Source organism: Streptomyces sp. NPDC001530 (assembly GCF_042894545.1).
In the GTDB taxonomy this organism is placed as follows: domain Bacteria; phylum Actinomycetota; class Actinomycetes; order Streptomycetales; family Streptomycetaceae; genus Streptomyces.
The window spans coordinates 72,576-92,457 of the sequence record NZ_JBIAVS010000029.1; the positions used below are offsets into that span (position 1 = coordinate 72,576).

12 protein-coding genes and 2 pseudogenes are annotated in these 19,882 nt (G+C 68.1%); 12 read left to right on the plus strand and 2 right to left on the minus strand.

The window, feature by feature from the left end; translation table 11 throughout:
* Positions 1-852 carry a terpene synthase family protein gene (locus ACFY0T_RS42770; RefSeq protein WP_388883759.1) on the minus strand — a complete coding sequence of 284 codons (852 nt, stop codon included), beginning with the start codon at positions 850-852 and terminating at the stop codon, positions 1-3.
* Between the two features lie 1,040 nt (positions 853-1,892).
* Here ACFY0T_RS42770 and ACFY0T_RS42775 point away from each other — a divergent pair.
* The 12 genes and pseudogenes from ACFY0T_RS42775 to ACFY0T_RS42830 all read left to right on the plus strand — a co-directional run bounded on the left by ACFY0T_RS42775 (position 1,893) and on the right by ACFY0T_RS42830 (position 12,504).
* Complete coding sequence (locus ACFY0T_RS42775) at positions 1,893-2,735, plus strand: hypothetical protein (protein WP_388883761.1); 843 nt, start codon at positions 1,893-1,895, stop codon at positions 2,733-2,735.
* 448 nt (positions 2,736-3,183) lie between these two features.
* Entirely contained in the window at positions 3,184-3,558 is a 375-nt protein-coding gene (locus ACFY0T_RS42780; RefSeq protein ID WP_388883763.1) for a hypothetical protein, read from the plus strand.
* Positions 3,559-3,756: 198 nt separating this feature from the next.
* Positions 3,757-4,116, plus strand: a complete 360-nt coding sequence (locus tag ACFY0T_RS42785) for an ArsR/SmtB family transcription factor (protein ID WP_388883765.1) — start codon at positions 3,757-3,759, stop codon at positions 4,114-4,116.
* 19 nt (positions 4,117-4,135) lie between these two features.
* A pseudogene (locus ACFY0T_RS42790) lies at positions 4,136-4,918 on the plus strand (transcriptional regulator); the annotation flags it as partial.
* A 3-nt stretch (positions 4,919-4,921) separates the two neighbouring features.
* Positions 4,922-5,512, plus strand: a complete 591-nt coding sequence (gene tpg, locus ACFY0T_RS42795) for a telomere-protecting terminal protein Tpg (RefSeq protein WP_388883767.1) — start codon at positions 4,922-4,924, stop codon at positions 5,510-5,512.
* 731 nt (positions 5,513-6,243) lie between these two features.
* Positions 6,244-7,131 carry a hypothetical protein gene (locus tag ACFY0T_RS42800; RefSeq protein ID WP_388883769.1) on the plus strand — a complete coding sequence of 296 codons (888 nt, stop codon included), beginning with the start codon at positions 6,244-6,246 and terminating at the stop codon, positions 7,129-7,131.
* On the plus strand, positions 7,110-8,273 hold the full coding sequence (locus ACFY0T_RS42805; RefSeq protein WP_388883771.1) for an IS110 family transposase: 1,164 nt from the start codon (positions 7,110-7,112) through the stop codon (positions 8,271-8,273). Before ACFY0T_RS42800 ends, ACFY0T_RS42805 begins: the two co-directional genes overlap by 22 nt.
* Before the next feature lie 9 nt (positions 8,274-8,282).
* Positions 8,283-8,711, plus strand: a complete 429-nt coding sequence (locus ACFY0T_RS42810; protein ID WP_388883819.1) for a winged helix-turn-helix domain-containing protein — start codon at positions 8,283-8,285, stop codon at positions 8,709-8,711.
* Positions 8,708-9,254: pseudogene (locus ACFY0T_RS42815) on the plus strand (transposase). The gene ACFY0T_RS42810 and the pseudogene ACFY0T_RS42815 overlap by 4 nt, the downstream one beginning before the upstream one ends.
* Positions 9,255-9,345: 91 nt before the next feature.
* A complete protein-coding gene (locus ACFY0T_RS42820; RefSeq protein ID WP_388883773.1) occupies positions 9,346-11,115 on the plus strand; it encodes a hypothetical protein in 1,770 nt (589 codons plus the stop codon).
* Positions 11,115-11,834 (plus strand): helix-turn-helix domain containing protein, encoded by a 720-nt coding sequence (locus tag ACFY0T_RS42825; RefSeq protein WP_388883775.1) that lies wholly within the window; start codon positions 11,115-11,117, stop codon positions 11,832-11,834. The genes ACFY0T_RS42820 and ACFY0T_RS42825 overlap by 1 nt, the downstream gene beginning before the upstream one ends.
* A gap of 85 nt (positions 11,835-11,919) precedes the next feature.
* A complete protein-coding gene (locus tag ACFY0T_RS42830; RefSeq protein ID WP_388883777.1) occupies positions 11,920-12,504 on the plus strand; it encodes a hypothetical protein in 585 nt (194 codons plus the stop codon).
* Positions 12,505-12,574: 70 nt separating this feature from the next.
* Here ACFY0T_RS42830 and ACFY0T_RS42835 read toward each other — a convergent pair whose 3' ends face one another.
* A complete protein-coding gene (locus tag ACFY0T_RS42835; protein WP_388883779.1) occupies positions 12,575-19,843 on the minus strand; it encodes a polymorphic toxin-type HINT domain-containing protein in 7,269 nt (2,422 codons plus the stop codon).
* Positions 19,844-19,882: the final 39 nt, after the last annotated feature.

The window sequence follows — 19,882 nt, forward strand, 5'->3', positions numbered from 1 at the left end:
TCACTCCTGCTCGTATTCGAATTCCGTCCTGTCCGGGTGCAGCACCAGTCCGGTGGGCGGGTGCCCGTTCCAGGTGTGTCCGGGGCCGTGGTAACGGCGGGACTCGTAGTGCCAGGCGACGTTTCCGGCCATCATGTGGCCCACTCCTTCCAAGTACCGATGCATGGCGCCGCCCTGTGGGTGGTCCCGGTAGCGGGTCCGCAGCAGCCGGCACACGCGGGTGTACTCGTCGTCGGCGTTTCTGAGCCGTTGCAGCAGCACGTCGACGGCGGCCTGTGCGGTGAGGTCGTGGTGGTGCATCAGTGACAGCAGCAGGTTCATGCCGTCGCCGGAGATCATTTCCTTGCGCATCGAGAACAGGTCGTTGACCAGCACCACGTGTGTCCCCGCGATGCGCCACATGCCTGCCAGGTCAGTGTCCTGTGCCATCACGCCGGTCAAGTCGATGCCCAGGCCGTGTTCGATGGGCACCATGATGGTCTCCCCGCCGGTGGAAATGCGGCGCAGCGGGAAACAGACGTCAGGGTGGGCGGGGTATCCGGTGGCACGTATGGCGTTCTCCATGGCCAGCGCCTCGGCCCAGCGCTGCTGGGTGCGCGCGTGCCGGTCCCGGAGCCCTGAGGACATCGCCCCGGTCAGGTCCGACCAGACGTCTTTGTAGGCGGTGGAATAGGGGCCCGCATCGTGACCTGTGCCGTCGAGCGTCCGCATGAAGTCCCCGTAGGTGCCCCATTCGTGGACGGCCGTGTCGTCGAGGGCGAACAGCAGTGTGTACAGGCGGCTGATGCCGCCGATCCGGTCGGCTGCGGCGGTGGGGTAGCACCAGCACGACCAGCGAGGGATCTTCTCCATGAGGAACACGTCCCTGCTCTGCCTGTCCGTGAAGGGCACTGCTGCCCCCAGCCAGGCGTGGTCGGCGTCCGTCACTGCGTCGTGTCCGGGGTGCAGCCGTGCCTGACCCGGGTACGGAATCGTGCCGATGCGAATGCGTGTCCCAAGGGCCGGCGCCGTCGAATGCCTTGCCATGGTCCCCCTGTCGGTCGGCTTGGGCGGTGGTGGGGACAGAGCGTGACAGCGTGGGCCACCGCGGAGGAAGGCGTTCGCCGAGGCGCGCGGTGTGCCCGCGAGGCTTACCCTCTCGTCCACGCGCCCTCACTCGTGGCTCCCCGTCTGCACCGTCGAACCAGGGCCCTCGGCCCACTCGGCACGCTCCGCATCGCGCCCCTTGCCCGTATTGGTTATCCGATGCCTGGCCCGTGACGGAGGTCAGCGCAGCATTTGCACGCCCGCCCTGGCTTTTCATCGCGGGCCGCTGACTGCGCGGCGGGGGTCTCTACGATCATCGGCGGATGGTCGACAGCAGGGATCGCTCGGCACTTCGACAGGTTGGCCGCTCTGTGCTCAGCGGCCGGTTGGGACGGCCGTGTCCCTGTTGGGACACAACAGGCGCACGACGCACGACCTTTGCCGCAGTCGCGCTGATTACGGGCTGGTCGCCTCCGCCGACGGCGTGCGCTTCACCGTCCCCGTTCTCGGCGCCGGAGGACTGGTCGCGGCCAACGTCTACGCCTCGGCCACCCAAGGGGGCTGTGAGCGAGACAGCCAGCCAGCAGACACGACGATGTCCAAAGGCTGCTGGTGGATGCCGTACTTGGCGAACAGCGCGGCTCCTGTGCCGGTGCGCTGCCGGCCCGCGAGATCGCCGAAAACGCCTTCGGTTTCAAGGATGACCGCCCGCCAAGGGCAAGGACGGCAGCAAAGCCGAGGAGGGCAACTCGACGTCCGTGCCCGCTTGGTGGTTCGGCGGTTTCCCGGCGGCCCCCGCGACTCGTGCGGTGGCGTCGTGCGGCACTACGATCGCGGGCATGCCGGGGTGGGAGACGGGTGGGGAAGTGGCAAGTGGGACCGCCGCCGCGTGGAGCGCCGACGTGGTAGACCACCGGTGCGCGGTGGGGCGGCCGCCGTACGAGCTGGCCCTGCCCCCGCAGAAGCCGCTGGCGCGCCGGGACGGGCTGCGCATTCACGGCGACGTCGGGTCGGTCAGCTGCGTCGACTCCGTCGGCCGCACCCTCTGGACGCACCGCTGTGCCGGACGGCCCAACGCCGCCCATGTGTCCGGCGACCGAGTGCTCGTCACCACGGACTCCCTGGAGTACACGCCCTGGGGCAACCTCGGCCCGGCTCTGCTCCTCGACCTCGCGGACGGGCGGCTCGTCGCCGAGTTGCGCGGGGAGCGCGGCGCCGCGCGTGGAGACGGCCGATTCGTGCTCGGGCTGGAGGGCTACGGCGTCTTCGACACCTGGGAGTACGACCGCGACGGCAACGAGATCGACGCCTGGCGTTCCTATGGCCACTACGTCGTGGGCACCGGTCTGCGCGTCGTCGAGGCCGACCGCAATATACCGACCGACGGCCGGGTCGTCCGGCTGCTGCCCGGCGGTGTCGTGGAACGCGGCCCGCGCCTGTCCGACTCGCAGCCGCCCAAGCCGCTGGTCCTGCACGATGGCACGATCCTGGTCCTCGACGGTGGAGTGCTCCGCGCGGTGGGCCGCGGGCTCGACAGCACCGTCCTCGCTGAACTCGGCGGTATCGCGGCGGACCTGGGGGCGCGGACGTTTCGGGCGCTGAGGTGGGACGGCGACCGGGTCGCCGCGGTCGTTGCCGTGCCACACGCGGACGAGCTCACCCGCTACATGGTGGACACCTGGACGCTCGCCCTCCGCCACCGCACCTGAGCCTGACACCGGCCGACGGGCCCGGTGCCAGGGTCTAAGACTGACGATCACCGTTGACACCTGGTCTCCGATCACTACGGAGATCCACATGCCGAAGTCCACCCCCACCTGATCGACGGCTGCCTCGCCGAGACCGGCCTGACCCTCTGCCCGCCGTAACTTCACGAGTTCAAGCTCAGTGATTCTCACGCCCACTCCACGCCCAGGTCAGCGAGCGCTGCCCGAACGGATCTCCGCCGCCCGCGTCGAGCGAGCTCTACGTGCGCCTTTCCTGCTCGATTACGGCAGTAGCAGTCGAAAAGCGGTTCTCTCGCGCTCATGCCCGATCGCCGGGTGTCAGCCTCGGAGATACTCCGCCGGTGACTCGGGCGTGCGCATACGGTGCGGTCACGCGGCGGGACGGGCATCGCCGGTCCTGCCGCGCAGCCGACAACCAAGGGGAGGCGCTATGGCGAGTGTGGAAGTGTCACTGAAGGAAATGATGACCGCGGTCGAGGGGGCGTTGGGGGCGGCCGTCGTCGACTACACCAGCGGCATGGCGCTGGGCACGCTGGGCGGGGGCAAGGACCTGGACCTCACGATTGCCGCCGCCGGCAATACGGATGTCGTCCGCGCGAAGGTGCGCACCATGGAGCAGACGGGTCTCAAGAGCCGGATCGAGGACATCCTGATCAGCCTCGGAGCTCAGTACCACCTCATTCGACTGGTCACCGGACGCAACGGCAACGGCCTGTTCCTGTACCTCGTGCTCGACAGGGCGTGTTCGAACCTGGCGATGGCCCGCCACCAACTCAAGCGCGTCGAGGAGCAGCTGGAGATCTAGGCCGACCGGAGCCTTGGGTTGACGTGTGCCCACGATGTGAAGGCTTCTTCAAGTCGCCACATCAGGATGATCCCAATTAGTGGATGCGCGTGGCCGTGGGCGAGAAGGATCGGTACCGACGGACACATCCTGCGGCGGCGCCTTCCGGGCGTCGCCGCACCGTGAAGACCATCCCCACGTGCCAGGGAGCGAGCACCGATGCGGGTCCCCCTCTACCAGGCCAAGGCGGAGTTCTTCCGCATGCTCGGACACCCCGTGCGCATCAGGGTCCTGGAACTGCTGCAGCACGGCCCCGTCCCGGTGCGGGACCTGCTCGCCGACATCGAGATCGAGCCGTCCAGCCTGTCGCAGCAGCTGGCCGTCCTGCGTCGTTCCGGCATCGTGGTGTCCATCCGGGAGGGCTCTACCGTCAGCTATGCGCTGGCCGGCGGTGACGTTGCAGAGATCCTGCGCGCGGCTCGCCGCATCCTCACAGAGCTGCTGGCCGGGCAGAACGAACTGCTGGTCGAACTGCGACAGGACGACACGTCCCCGCCGCCGGTGCCCTCCAGCGGCTGACTTCCCGGCTGGCGCTCAGCCGAAGATCCCCGGCTCCTGGCTGGTGGACCTCTCCCACGTCGAGCTGGACCCGCGCCTGCCCTCGCCGTTCACGCCGACCGGCGAACGCCCCACCGGCCCGGCCTGGTACCAGACCCACACCGTCGCCTACGCCCAGGAACTCGGCTACAGCGTCGCCTCTCTCGAGGCGCACCTGCGCCGGGAGACGGGTGCATACCTGGACCCGTGGCACGACCGGCTCAAGACCGCCTACGTCGACACCCTCGAAGACCTCGGCGTCACCAAAGACCTGAGCGACACCGAGTTCCTGGCGGCGATGGAGCGGCACAAGTAGGCCGACCCGGCCCTGGCGGCCGTCGCCGCCATCAAGGCCACCGTCAAGGGCGGCGTCGGCAAGCTCCGCGAACGCCCGCAAGGGCGCCACTACAAAGACGGTGAGCGGTGGCCGGCGCTGGAACGCCCGACCTGGCGCCCGGACATCCGCGCCGCGGTCATCAGCAAGGCCCGCATCAACATGCACCGCAAGCTGGCCAACATGGCCAAGATGACGGGCCCTTTCCCGCTGGCCGTGCTCTCCGACTGCGTCGTCTACCCCTCGCCCGGCAAGAGCCCGCTGGATTTCCTGCCCTACGACGCTTCCGGCAAGCCGATCCCCGGCGCCTTCCGCCTCGGGCCCACCCCCGGTCTGGCCAAGCTGGAAGGCGTCCAGGAGATGGCCTGGGCGGTTGACCTGATGGAGCAGGGCCTCAACCCCGCCCGCCACATCAAGGGCGGCGACGCCGTCCTGGACGAAGGGGAGTAAGCCATGGCGCGACGGATCCGCCCGGACGGCGCCGACGCCGACGACGCCCTCATCAACGAGGCCGTCGACCGCGCCGGCGAGGAAGCCTTCACCCGCGAACCACCCAAGACCCTCAAGGGCCGCATCAATTTCCTGCTGGGGAAGCTGAAGACGACGAGGGCGGTCGCTCAGGAACTCGGGATCACCCAGCGCTCCGTGGAGCGCTACCGCACCGGCGAGCGCAAGCACCCGCCCAAGGCGATCGCCGACCGCATCGAGGCGGCCGTACGCGCCCGTTGGCAGCCCAAGGTCCGTGACCGGCGCCGCAGGCAGGCCGCCGCCACAACCGGGATCACCGTGGAAGCCCGCGCCAGCTTCGGCTACACCGCGCCCATCGGCACCACCGACGACGGCCGTCTACGCCGTATCACCGTCCACTTGCCCGCCGACTACGCCCGGCGTCTGTTCGACGCCCAGCGAGGCATCGGTGCCCAGAGCCCCAACGAGGTCATCGCCGAAGGCATCCAAGAGATGTACTTCAAGGACAATGGACGCCGGGCCGACCAACTCGAAGTTGAATTCACCGACATCGACTACATCGACGTGTCGTTCTGATCTTGGACGCTGCTGACTCGCGGCCCGGGGCGGATAGGGCACCCTGCGTGGCGTCGTGCTGCGCGGGCGCGACCGGCCTGGAGCCGCCAACAGCGGCGTGACCGCCCGCTACGCGCTGGACGCCCCATACGGCGGTGGAGCGCCGCGAACAAGGACCCTGCTGCCCGGAAGGATCGAGACGAGCTGGGCGGGTGGCTGACGGGAAAAACGCTGGCAGCCCGCCAGCCGCCCTACGCCTCCCGGCCCGAGGGCACAATCAACAAGCCCATTCCAAGAAGCGATCCCAACATCCTAGGCAATGGCCGGGCCCCGCCTGGGCGGCGCGTTGCCGTCCGCCGGTGCGCCGCCTCGGGCCGCCCCTTCAGCCGGCAGATCGGAAAGACCACCGTGACAACACTTGACGGCCGCGAGGTCTACACCGCTGTGACCCACCGCATTCAGGACCGCCCTGCTCCCCAACACCGGCGGCACCCGGTTCATCCTGCTCGCCGACGAGCAGGGCACGGTGCTCCGGACCGGGCATCGACGATCAAGGACAGCGACATCGCAACGGCCACGAGGCCGACCGAGTCCGGCATGGTGCGATGGCAGCACACGCGGCAGCAGACCCAGGGCCGCAACGTCACGAGCGGTGCGGAGCGTGACGCCGAGCACGCGCTCACCGAGACCGGCGTGGTGCTCCTGCCATCAGCCGGCCGACCACAACGACCGCCGCGAGGAGGGAGCCGAAGATGACGCGTGAGGCCCTGCCGCGGGACCCACAGATCACAAAGGACACCCCCATGGCCACGCTGGACGGACGCCCCGTACTGACTCGCAAGGAGCTCGCCGACACCTACGAGCTCAGCATCACCCACCTGGAGAGGCTGTACCGCGAGCGCGAGGTCAACGGCCACCCCGAGGCCGCGGGCACGATCAATCGCGCGCTGGTCTGGTACGCCGCCGACTGGCACCAGTGGTACAAGCGCCACACCGACGTAGCCGCGCTGGAGAGCCGCGCGGACCTGCACGACCGTACGGGCCTGGGCCTGAGCACCCTCCAACTGATGTGGCGGGACAGGAAGTCCAACCGGCACCCCGAGCCGGAGAAGACCATTGGCAACACCATGTACTGGAACCCGAAGTCCTGGGACACCTGGTACGAGGGCTACAAAGCCAATCAGCAGTGGCGCACGAACGTCGACCTCAGTGGAAACGCCGAGGACCTGATCTCGCTGTCCGAGGCCGCCCGGGTCCTGGGCATGGAACCGGCCAGCATCACGAAGTACCCGGTGAGGCCGCCGAAGCACTGGCCGGCACCAGCCGAGGAGGCGACGACGGAAAAGGGCTTCGTCAAGCGAAAGTACCGGCGCGGCGACATCTGGACCTACGCCGAGCGCCGCGAGCGTGGAGGCGGCCGCCCGACCGGAACGACGGACCGCCGCTACCCCTACGACGGCGACCCCCGCCTGGACCAGGCCCGCACCGCACTCAAGGCACACCCCAAAACCCCTGCAACCCAACTCGCCGGCCAACTGGCCCACCAGCACGGCGGCACCGCAGGCACCTGGTCCCACGCGCCCCCAGCTCGAGCGGTCGGCGCTCGCGGCGTCAGGAGGTGCGCACGTATCCGACGATGACCAACTCCCTGCTGGAGATGCGGGACTGGCTCCTGGCCGAGAAGGTCACCCTCGTCGTGATGGAAGCCACTGGCGACTACTGGCGGCCGGCGTTCTACCTGCTGGAGGACTGTCTGAACGTGATCCTGGTCAACGCCGCCCATGCCAAGGGACTGCCCGGCCGCAAGACGGATGTCGCCGACGCCGCCTGGCTGTGCCAGCTCGGCGAGTGCGGCCTGCTCAAAGCTTCGTTCGTACCCCCGGAACCCGTCCGGCATCTGCGCGACCTCACCCGCTATCGCACCAGCCTGACCATGGAACGCTCCCGTGAAGTCCAGCGTCTGGAGAAGGAGTTGGAGGACGCGGGCATCAAACTCTCCTCGGTGGCCACCGACATCATGGGCGTCTCCGGCCGGGCCATGCTGGAGGCGCTCATCGAGGGCGAGCGCGATGTCCACACACTGGCAGGGATGGCCAAGGCCCGCATGCGTCCCAAGATTCCCGCTCTGGTGGAGGCACTGACCGGGAACTTCGGCGAACACCACGCCTTCCTCTGCCGCCTCCATCTGGAACGGATCGACCATCTCACCGAGGCGATCGGCGAGCTGTCGGCACGGATCGAGGAGGAGATGCGCCCTTTCACCCGCCAGCTTGAGCTGCTGCAGACCGTCCCCGGCGTCGGCCGCGGCGTCGCCGAGGCCATCCTCGCGGAGACCGGCGGCGACATGGCCCGCTTCCCCACAGCCGGGCACCTGGCCTCATGGGCCGGGGTTTGCCCTGGCCACCACGAATCCGCCGGCAGACACAAATCCGGTCGGCGCCGGCACGGCAACCGGTGGCTGGGGGCCGCACTGGGCACCGCAGCGATGGCCGCCTCCCGCACCCGCGACACCACCTACCTCGGCGCCCGCTACCGGCGCCTGGCCCCCCCGCCTGGGCAAGAAGAAAGCCCTGGTCGCCCTCGAACACTCGATCCTGACCGCGGTCTGGCACATGCTCACCCACGACACCAAGTACACCGACCTCGGCGGCGACTACTACGCCAAATACGACCCCGAACGCGCCATGCGCCGCCTCACCCGCCAGGCCAACGCCCTCGGCTACACCGTCCGCTTCGACCCCATAGAAGCCGCATGAAGACACGGCAGCCACTACTTCGCTGACCTGGGCTCATCTCTCATTTTCGGACCAGCGTCCGGTCGGTACAACGATGGCGCCAGGCTTGGGAGCACGACGGAACGTCAGCCTTGGAGTCGCAGGGGCCAGCGTCCAGGCCCAAGCTGAGCGAGGCACTGTTCGAGGTGCTCGAGCAGGAGCTGGCCAAGGGGCCGGTCGCGCGCGGCTGGCCGGACCAGACCTGGACACTCGCGCGGATCAAGACGCTGATCGGGCGCCGGTTCCACAAGAGCATGACGCTGTCGGCCATCGCGCAGATGCTGCACCGGCACGGCTTCAGCCACCAGGTCCCCGCCCGCCGCGCGGTGGAGCGCAACGAGGAAGCCGTCACCGGCTGGGTGAAGGAGACCTGGCCCCAGGTGGAAACGCCGTGGCGGCGCTCGGGGCCTGGCTGTGCTTCGAAGACGAGGCCGGGTTCTCGATGACGCCGCCCACCGTCCGCACCTGGGCCAGGCGCGGACACACACCTGTCATCCGGGTGCGGGGACGCTCCCAGCGCCGTTTCTCCATCGCCGCTCTGGCCTGCTACAAGCAGGGCGAACGCTCACGCCTGATCTACCGGCCCAAGCGGCACATCGATCACAAGCGGGGCGGCAGACGCAGTTTCACCTGGACCGATTACCGCGACCTGCTGACCGCCGCCCACCAACAACTCGGCGCGCCGATCGTACTCATATGGGATCTTGAACGTGCACAAAGACGCCCGGCTGCGGGAGTTCATCGACACCCACGACTGGATCACCTGCTACTTCCTGCCGGCCTACGCACCGGACCTCAACCCTGTCGAGGGCATCTGGTGGCTGCTGCGCCGCAGCAGCCAGGCCAACACCGCTTTCACCGACCCTGACCACCTGATGCGCGTTCTTCGGCAGGGCCTCCGCGAGATCCAGTACCGCAGCAACCTCGTCGATGGATGCCTCGCTGAAACCGGCCTCACCTTGACGACATCACGCCAGCAAGGTCAGTAACGACCCGCAGCCGCAGGCGCTTACGCCGTCCAAAGCCCAGGCCACCGTCGAATCCGCACAGCTCCCGCCGCAGCACACAGCAGCAGCTACAGTGCCCACCGCCTCCGATCGCTCTGCTCCGCCCCTTGTCCCGGCCGAAGTCACGGCCCCGGAGCAGTCTGCAGACCCCCAGACGACGCGGGATCTGCCCTCCATTCCGGCCGGCGGCGCCGTCGACGCCTGGTTCGTCCACACTTCCGGTCTGGCCTCCACCCGGCCTAACTTCACCCAGCAGGCCCGCTCCACCGTCTTCCTGGACACCACCACGGGCGTCCTGGTCCACCGCAACCAGACCCACCACCTCGACCTCGCCGGCAGGTCAGCCGCGGACATCCTCACGGCTGTCTTCCACGCGGTCCCCGAGGGCGCGGAACGGATTTACATCACCGCAGGCGACCCCTGGCACCGCGACACCGGCCGCTACCCCTACCTACGCGACGCGGTCGCCGCCTGGCTGAACGCCCCCACCCCCGGCTGGCGCACCGACACCGGCCGCGGCCGCGACCGGATGGCCGGACACTTCGTCCACGCCCGCAACCCCGTCGGCCGCTACCAGCGCGAGAACGGCGAGCAGCACGTGGAAATCCGCTCGGTGGGGGAGTGGTTCGACGTCGACGGAGACGACCCGCGCACCGTCCGCGATGCGTTCGTGCTGCTGTGGCAGGCCCTTCGCCGCCACTGGAGCGATGCCGTCGTCATGGGCTCGCCCTCGCAGACCGGCCGCGACGTATGGACCCGCACCATCCCGCAGCGTGGCCAGCATGCCGACGGCTTCCCCGTGCTGTCCGAAGAACTGCGCGGCCTGCTGCACGCCACCGCCGGACAGGGCCGCAACGAACTCATCACCCCGCCCCGCGTCCCGGCCCAGCTGCCCCAACTCGTCGAGTACGACCGCACCTTCGCCTACGCCAAGCACACGTGGAAGTCCCCGGTCGGAACACCCCGCCGCATCACCGCCGACAGGTTCGCCGCATGGCCGGAAAAGGAGCAGATGCGCGCACTGTATGGGTGCGGGCATTGGCGGGTCCGCGTGACGGTCCCCGACACCTGGAACCACGTCGGACTCCTCCCGGCCCCTGCTCCCGGAGACCGCGCCTGGCACTACCCAGCCGCACCCGGCACCACCTTCACCACCTGGGCCGGCGGCCCCGAAATTCACACCGCCCTGACCAACCCCATCCAGCCGTGGAAGATCGAAATCCTAGAAGGCATCATGTGGGACGACGGCAAACCGCTGGACGACTGGGCCAAGAAACTCAAGGAGACCTGGACCAACCTCTCCGCCCAGGCCCACTTCCAGGGCGACGCCCAGCAGGCCCGCGCAGCCCACCTCGCCTCCCGCGCCGTGCGCTCCATCCTCCTGTACGGCATCGGTGCCTTCGCCCAGCGCCCCCGCATGGTCACCGGCACCACCCCCCGCACCCTGGAGCGCGACGTGCCGCCGGATGCCGAAATCATCGGCTTCGACGACGAATTGATCACCTGGCAGAAGCCCACCGGCTTCGCCCGCGACCCCAATGCCCACCCCGAATGGGCCGCCGCGATCTGGTCCGGCGCCCGCGCCGCCCCGCTCACCCAGCGCCACCGCGACGACGACACCTACGCAGGCGCCCTGCACACCCCGCCCGGCACCGTGGTCGCCTTCCGCACCGACGCCCTCTACCTAACCCAGCCACAGGACTGGCCCTACCACCACCAGCCCGGCGACTACCTCCTACGCGGCCATCTCACCGGCCCCGTCACAGCCCCCACCACCGAAGAAGAACTCCTCACGCTGCGGGATGCCGGCCGTGCGGCCCTCACGGCTGAGCGGGAGCCCTGATGCCGCCCCGCCGCCGCAACCAGCCAGGACGACAGGGCGAGTTGAACGAGGCAGCGCAGCTGGCCGACAGGCTCCAGCAGGCCGGCTACACCAAACGCGACATCGCCCGCATCCTCGACCGCGACCCGTCCCTGGTCTCGCAGTTCTACACCAAGCACAAGGGGGCCGCCTTCGTCCCCGCCCTGCGGCAGGTCCTGGCCGCCGTCGAGACCGGCGGCATCACCGACCTGCCCGAACTTGCTGCCATCGCCGCCCGCCACACCCACCGGCGCACCACTGCCTCCGGCGCCCGTGCCCGGGTACGCACCAAGGCCGTCCTGATCACCCCGACCGGATCCGGCACCGGCCGCGTCGGCGCCCAAGCCATCGCCTCCGGCTCCGCCCGCCTGCGTCCCCTGATCGCCGAAGCCGCCCGCCGCGGTCTACGCCTGGCCTTCACCGTCCGCCTCGCCAAGACCGCCTACCTGCACCCCTCGGGCAGCCGAACCGACTCACCGGGCATCCGCCGCGACGTCATCCAACGCGCCGACCACACCGAGGAACGCTCCTACGGTTCCGCACAGACCGGTGGCCACGACGCAGCCGACTTCGCCCGTCGCGTTGACGCTGCAGGCGGAGACGTCACCGCCGCAGTACACCAATGGCTCGTAGAGACCGGACGCATCCAGCCCGACGCCCACATCCTTCACCTGGAAGTTCGCACCTGGCGCCCGCGTTGATGGACTTCGCAAGGGCGAACTCCTCGGCCTGCACTGGGAGAGCACTGACCCGATCGTCGACCACCTCGGCGGCCAGCAGCAACTGATGGCCTGGCTGGACCGCCACCCCGGACGGCCACGGCTGACCGGGCGGATCTACGTCCTCCTGGGCCATCTCGACCAGTACAGCGACGACCCCGCGGTACTCGCTGTCGTACGGCACGCCAGAGCCCAGGACCCCTACCCCGACGGCCTGCGCGGCTACCTGACGCCCGAGACCAACGACGACACCCTGGGCGGCCTCGCCTTCCGGATCGAGGAACTCCTCGACGACAACCGTGAAGCGGACGCCACCGCACTCGCCCTGACGACCGCCGACTGGCTGCGCCGCGCGGTGCAGAACACCGACGCCCCGAACGCCGACTCCCGCGAGATGGGCGAGCTCATGGGCCACATGCACCAGGACAGCAGCGAGGCCGTTCCGCGCTCCCTGGCGCGGTGGCGCGAATCATTCCATGACAGGCTCGATCTGTTCCCAATCCGTGGGAGTTCCCGGACCTCGGTAGGGCTGGACATACTGATAGAGCGTGCCATCCGGGATTCCCTCGGGTGCGGAGTCACCGAGCCAAACGGCATCACATTCACGGCATATCCAGAGGCGACGTCCGTCCTCAATGAATCGGAATGCTGAAACACGTCCCACGTTGCAGCGAGTGCACAGAATCACGAATTACCTCTCTTCGGGGGGAGACAGGAACGACCTATACCGGGTGAGCCGTAATGATTCTACTCGAACCCGATTCGGTAATGATCTTAATGTCCGTCTGTCCCTGTGTACCGATTGTTCGTCCCATAGGGACGATGTACTCGTCCGTACCGCCGACGGTGAGCGGTGTTCCCCTGAGCTCCCAAGCTTCATCCACGGTACTCAGTAGCTCGCGACCGTGGCTATTGAACTGCGTATGCGTCGCCTTTGAGGGGTCGGTGGTCCCTTGCGTTCCATGCCTTAGTACATGCCTCAGACGGTGGCCATCGGCGGAACCAGGGTTGTAGACCAAACCTGCGGGAGACAACATTGATCCGTTTCCAAGCGGAGTCATGTTGAACGGGCAGCTGCTGTTGTGAACGAGCACCGGCGTCTTGCCTGCCAGCACGTAGTACGTGTGGAGGCCGTCGACGGTGAGGTTGTAGGTCCGTGTGTGCTGGGTGAAGGGGTGGTTGCCGGTGATGATGACGGTGTGGCCGTCGTCGGTGCGCAGGGTCATGCCGGGTTTGAGGCTGCCTGCTGGTATCCAGTCGTGTTGGGAGGGGGACCAGAAGGGGTGTTCGTGTGTGGCGGTGAGCTTTTCGATGCCGTCTTTTGTGGCGATGGATAGTTCGTTGAAGTACTTGTCGCCCTCGGTCCTGATGAGGCGTGTGACCTTCCGGGGACCGGTCTTACCGGTCTTAGGGTCGGTGGCAAGGACCTTGTCGCCGAGTTTGATGTCTTCGATGTTCTTGGTGGAGCCGTCGGACATGAGGACGTCTGTGCCGGCGAGGAAGCACTGGCAGTGGATTGTCCGCCCCGAGGCACTCCGGGGCCCCCCGGGTGCCCGGCTGCCGCCCCCCAGGACGCTGTTGCCGAGGCCGGGCAGTCCGCTGGCTATCACAGCGTCTGCGATGAGGGCCGGGTTGACCCAGTATTTGCCGCCGTGGCAGCTTTTGGGGCAGGCGCGCATTTTGGCGACCATGCGGGCCTGGGCTCGAGGGTCGGTATTGTCCGCTCGTGGGGCTGCGCAGTCGTAGGAGAGGCCGTCGCAGGTCTTTGCCATCTCGTCGCGGATTTCTGCCGCGATCGAGTCGATCTGCTTGTGGTGGACGGGCAGGTAGATGGCTGGGTAGATGGTCAGGTACCACTCGTTGTTGAGGCGTACGAGCTGGTTGGAGTCGCCGTGTGCTGCGGCGGGGAGGTCTCCGGTGTATCCGGCTCCGCTGTAGTGGTCGCCTCCGACTCCGCCTGCGTGCTGGGGGGCGGTGGTCACGTACTCCTTGTCGCCGCCGTTGGAGCCGGTGCCGCCGATCGGGTAGCCGATGCCGCAGATGTCTGCCATGCACAGGCCGGAGGGGTCGGAGTGTGAGACGGGGTTGTTGTTGGAGTAGGTGTAGCCGTTCATCTGCAGCGGGTCTGCGAGGTCGATGATCGGGTCGGCGGAGAGGAACCGGCCGGAGTTCTGGTCGTATTCGCGGGCGCCGAGGTGGGTCAGGCCGGTGGCGGCGTCGTCGATGCCCACGCCGAGATAGCTGCGCTTGTTGGGCCAGCTGGCCGGCTTGGTGCCGCGTATCTCGCCGTACGGCTTGAAGGCCCGGCGCGTGACCGGCTGGCCGGTGGACAGGTCGACGGATGTGTTCGCCGTGCCGACGTGGTCGGCGATCAGGACGCTGAGTTTGTGGCCTGTTGTAGCGCCGTTGGTGGTGGTGCGGACGACGGTGGGCGCGCCGGGCTGGGTGTAGGAGCGCGAGGCGCGGGTGATCGTGCCGGTGGCGTTGGTGGTCAGTTCTGTCTCGCCCAGGTACAGGGTCGAGCCGGAGGCCGAGTTTTCCAGGATGCGGTTGCCGTCGGCGTCGTAGACGTAGGTCGTCTTCTTGCCGTCGTCGGTGATCGTGTCGAGCTTGTTCTCGGGCGTCCAGACCAGGTTCTGGGTGGTGTTGGACAGGTCGCGGACGGTGGTGTTGCCGCTGTCGTCGTAGGTGTAGGCGCTGCCCTTGCCGGAGGGACTGGAACTGATGGAAGTGGCCGTGTGCGGCTGTTTCGTGTACGACGGGGTCGTGCCGCTGCCGGTGACGGTCTTGCCGTACCGGTAGGTGAAGGTGACGTTCTTCGTCGCGTCGGCCGTGTCGTGCTCGGTTGCCGTGGCCCGGTTACCGAGCCAGTCGAAGGTGAACGACTGGCGGTAGGCCGTTGCGCCCGTCGAGACGGTCCCCGCGTCGGGCGCCGCGGCCGCAAGCGTCGACGTCAGCGAGGTGTTGGGGCTCGTCGCGTCGGCTGCTTCGTCCGGGGCCTCGGCCACAGGACCTGATGAGGCCGCGTAAGAGGTGCGGTGACCCCATGTGGTGCCATTCGCGGCCTTGCAGCCCGTGCCGCTTGCGTCAGGCGTGGTCTTCGACGTCCAGGCGTGCACCAGCTCGCCCATTGCGTCGTAGGTGAAGCACTGGTTGTCCCAGGTGCCGTCTGCCGGGTCGCCGAGCTGACGTGCGTTGGAGGTGATCGTGCCGGAGGTGTCGTAGGAGTAGTAGCTGTCGTTGATGCGGTGGGGGCCGGACGTCTCGCGGTCCGCCACCGTGCGCTGGAGCCGGCCGGTGTGCGGGTCGACGAAGTTGGTCGTCCAGACTCGGTTGGGCTGAGATCCGGAGACCGTGCGCAGCGGCTCACCGTAGGGGGAGTAGGTGGCGTCAGCTGTGTACCAGGCCTGACCGGAGGTCGACTCCGGCAGACCGTCCCCGTTGTAGCGGGTGACAACCCTCTCGCTCGCCAGGCCGCCCGCGGCAGGCAGCGTGACCGACTGCTGCGCGCCCGTGGGTGTGTAGGTGTAGGCGTAGGAATAGGTTCCGGCCACGCCGGTGGTCATGGAGTTGGCCGGGATGACCGTCTCGCTGCCGGTGGCGCGATACTCGGTGTCGTAGCCGGTGACACGGTTGATGTAGTCGCCGTTCGCGGTGTGCCGGATCGACGCCACCGGCTGCCCGACCGCACCCGGCAGGGTGTCGTAGGTGTACTCCTTGACGGGGGTCGCGGTCGCGGAGCCCTGCCTCACCTTGAGGACACGTCCCAGATCGTCGTACTCGGTGAAAGTCTCCTGCTGACGCGCGTTCCTGACACGGTTGGCGCGGTCGGCGTCGTCGTACCAGGTGTCCGTGGTGCCGGTGTCGGGGTCGGTTGCGGACGTCACCCGGCCGCGAGCGTCGTAGGTGTACGACCAGACGTTCCCCGCCGGGTCGGTGACCTTGGTCCGGTAGCCCCTCGCGTCATACTCGTACGTCGTGGTACGCCCGGCACTCGCGTCGGAATTTGTCGTGGTGTAGTGCTTGACGGACGTGACTCGTCCGAGGGCGTCGAACGACGTCAGTGTCGTCGGTGTCGTCGACCCCGGCGGGTTCACCCAGGTGCTGGTGTCGTTGTAGTCGGTGTACGTCGCGTACTTGTAGTCGCCGTCGTGGTAGACCGACGCGCGGACCTCGCGCTCCAGCCCGTCGTAGCGGTGCTTGGTCCAACTGGGGATCAGCGACTTCGACCTGGGGGCGAACAGCTCTGCGCTCGGCTCACCCTTGGCCAGGTAAGCGCTGGTCTCCTGGTCGACCAGGCCGTGGTCGTTGTACGTCGTGTCCGTGATGACCCGGCCGGGACCGTGGGCCTCGGACTGGGTCTGGACCGGACGCGTCAGACCGTCATAGAGGGTGACCTCGCGGGCGTAGGAGCCGTCGTCCTTGAGCGTCTTCACGGTAATGGCGGCCGGACGGTTCTCCTTGGGTGTGGCGATCGCCGCCTGGTAGGCGATCTCGACGTTCGGCGACTTGCCGCCCGAGGAGCGCGACGCGGAGAAGCCCTTCACCAGGCGCCCCAGCGCGTCGTACTCGCTGCGTGTCACGCGGCTGTTGGGGTCGGTGACGGCCAGGGGCAGGTCACGGCCGGGGTCGTAGGTGGTGGTGGTCGCCCGCCCCTTGGCATCGATGGTCTTCACCGATGTGACTGGGCCGCCCGCGTCGCCCGGGGTGTACTGCTTCTCGGTGGTTCCAAGGCCCGGGGCCGTCACGGTGCGCACCCGGCCCAGCGGGTCGTACGTCGTGGTCATGGCGGCGGCGTAGCCGGTACCGGCACCGTTGATCTGAGCCGCCGAGGTGACCAGGCCCTTGGTCGGTGTCGCGCCGTAGGCGAGTTTGTCGTAGGTGTTCTGCGCCGCGGACTTGAGCTTGGTGGCGGGGTCCGCCGTGTCATAGCCGGCGCACGACGTGGCCGTAGTGCGCTGTTCCTTGGGCAGGCCGATCAGCCAGGCCGTGGTGTTGTGCACGTACGACGTCTTGGTGCAGGTCTGGTTGGAGAGGGTCTCGCCGGTGCCGTTGGGCTTGACGACAGCCGTCTCCACCTGGAGTGGCAGGCCATAGGTGTCGTCGACGTCGGTGAGTGTGCGCACAGCGCGCCAGCTGGAGTCGTCCGTCTGGATCTGGTCAGTCCGCTTGATGCCCACACGGTGAGCGAGAAGCGGTTCCCCCGCGGTGCCGTCTTCGTTCTCGCGGGAGCGGGAGGCGGTCTGCTTGGACCAGGGGAAGGTGAGGCCGCGCTCGAGGATCTTGCCGTCGGAGTCGCGGTAGGTGATGGTTTCCGCGGTCATGCCGGCGTACTGCGGCGCGTCGTCCGCGAGCAGCGTGTAGGTGCCGGTGGAGTCCTTGACCGCGCCGCCTGCACCCTGGAAGTAGCGGGTCACGGAGTACGACTGGGACTGCGGGACACCTTCCTCGGAGGCGGATTTGCTGCCCTTGACGGCTGTGACCTGCCGGTAGCCGTGCCAGTCGCTGTAGGTGCGCAGCGCGGGGCGCATGAACTCGTCGTCGCTCTTGGCCCAGGCCGTGTCTTTGTACTTGTATTTGGTGAAGACCGAATCTCCGTGTGAGGTGACCTTGTCGGTCTCGGTGACGGAGTCGACGACGTACTTGTTGAACCAGGCCTTCGCCGGGGTTTTTTCGTCGCCGTCGGGTGACCAGCGGACCGGGTAGCAGGTGCCGTTGCTTTTGCCCTTGTCTTCTGAGGGTTCGGCCGCGCAGCCGCCGGTGTACTCGATCTCGATGTCCCCGCCGTATTCGGTGGAGACCGTGCCGATGCGGGGGCGGGTGAAGCCGGGTCGCTGGTCGCTCTTGCCGTTGAGCACCAGATTCGGCAGCTGCCTGTCCTTCAGCCGGGTGTGCAGGGGAGAGTCGGCGCCGACGGTGTAGGGCGCGAAGCTGATGCCGTCCGCGGACTGCAGGGTGCCGGTGGTGTCACCGGGCGCATATCCGGTGCGGGTGATCGAGTTGAGCCACAGGCCGGGTGAGGTGTCGTACCAGTCCTCGGGGAAGGACTGGTGAAGCGTGTACTTGTCGACGAGGCCCAGACCGGTCTCCCCGGCGCGGGCTGCCTTGCTCGTCACTGTGTCCAGACGCATCTGCGTCCAGAAGGACGGGAACGGTGCGCACAGCTTGGAGGTGGACTTGCAGTTGAGGTTGCCGGGGGTGTCCCACCAGGGGCGGTAGGCACCCGGGTCGTCGGTCTTGGCGAAGTTGGCGGCGTCGCAGGCCGTCTCGGACTTCAGGCACCGTTGTTTGGCCCCGAAGTCGACGGTGGCGGACGGCTTGGTGAGGTCCGAGCGCATGCCGTACTCGATGGTGGTCGGGTACGCGTTGCGGTCGTACTGCTCAGGCGACTTGAACTTCTTCTTTACCGCGTAGTAGTTCGTCTCCTGCTTCCAGTTGACGACCATCGCGTTGCCGTGCACGTCAACGACCTTGTCCAGGCCCCAATACCAGGCCTGCTGCTTGCCGGAGCCGCAGCGGGAGTCGGCGAAGGCGTCGGCGTGGCAGGGCTCGCCGGGATGGTTACCGAAGACGGGGGCGGTGGAGACCGAGTGGGTGTCGGCGTGACCGCCGCCGACGCTGTTCAGACCGTAGAAGTACTGGGTGCCGTCCGTGGTGGTGACGATCCAGTATTCGCCGTTGTTGTCGTCGTTGCTTCCGCCGACCCGGTGCTCGACCCTGGTTCCGTCGTCCTGCTGGGGCCGGTAGATCTCGGTGTCTTCCTCGGGCTTGCTGCCGGGTGCGGCGTCCCGGACCAGTTCGGTGGTCCTGCCCGCCAGCGACATCACCGCGTTGTACGACACCCAGCACAGGTCGGACGTCTTGTCCTTCTTCGCCGTGTTGTTGGGAGTCCCGGCGTCGAGTGCTTTGCGGTCGTCCTTGCAGGTGCGGTAGCGGCGCTCGATGTGCCCGGGGTCGTAGGACCAGCCCTCGCCGATCCACGAGGCCTGCGGCGAGGAAACCGCCGTACGGCCGTCCACGGTCTGTGAGTTGTACTCGAGCGAGATCTTGGGTGCCGGACCCGCAGGCGGGGGCGGCATCGTCAGCGGGTAGGACCAGCTGAACGCACCCGAGGAGCCTCCGGCCGCCCACTTGCCGTCGGAGGCGAGCGGTGTCGCCTTGAACGAGCCGCCCGCACTGCCACCGGAGTCGACCGCACCGACGACCGCTGCGCCGCCGGCGGCCGCGGGGGTCGCCGAGGCGGATGTCCGGTAGGCCGCCTGCGCCACGCCGGAGCCCTTGGCGCCCGAGGAAGCCGCAGAAGCCGGAGTCACTGTGTCGTCAGCTGCCGGGTCGACGGTAGCGGTGAGGGACTTCGACGCAGGGTCGTTGACCGTCTCCAGTTCCTCATACGTCTGGCACGCCTCGTCGTCCGGCGTGGTCAGGTAGCAGTCGGGGAACTGCACGAACCGCAGGCGCGAGGCCCAGTCGGCGCCGTAGAGGCTCTTGAACTTGGAGTAGTCCAGCTTGACGGAGACCGGGACTGAACCGGCAGCAGGGGGCTGGACCACCAGGACAGCGCCGTCCACCCCCTGGCTCACCGGCGAGGTGCGGTCCGGGATGGTGACCTGCCAGGTGCCACTCGGGGCGGGCTGGTCGGGGGCCTGGCCGAGACTGACAGGCAGAGTACCGACGGGAGACAGGGCGGCCGGGCTGGCGGTGGCTGTACGGGTTGAAGCTGTCGTCGTGGTCGAGCCGAAGGTGACGGAGCCCGTCAGGTTGGAGGGCGGGGTCGTCGTGCCCGTGGGGGCCGTGAGTAGGTCCTTGGGGACGTCGGCCTTGAGCGTGTCGAGGTGCCTGCTGAACACCTTGCCGGGTACCGGCAGATCACGTCCGAGGTCCTCCAGGTTCAGTGTCTCGCGCCCCTTCTCCGCCGTCGCCGGATCCGGCGGCAGAGCAAACGACTGCGCGGGCAGCAGGCCCACCAGCAATGCGGCAGCCGTGACAGGCACGGCTGCACGCGCGAAGCGGCGCCTACGGACGTGCGGAAG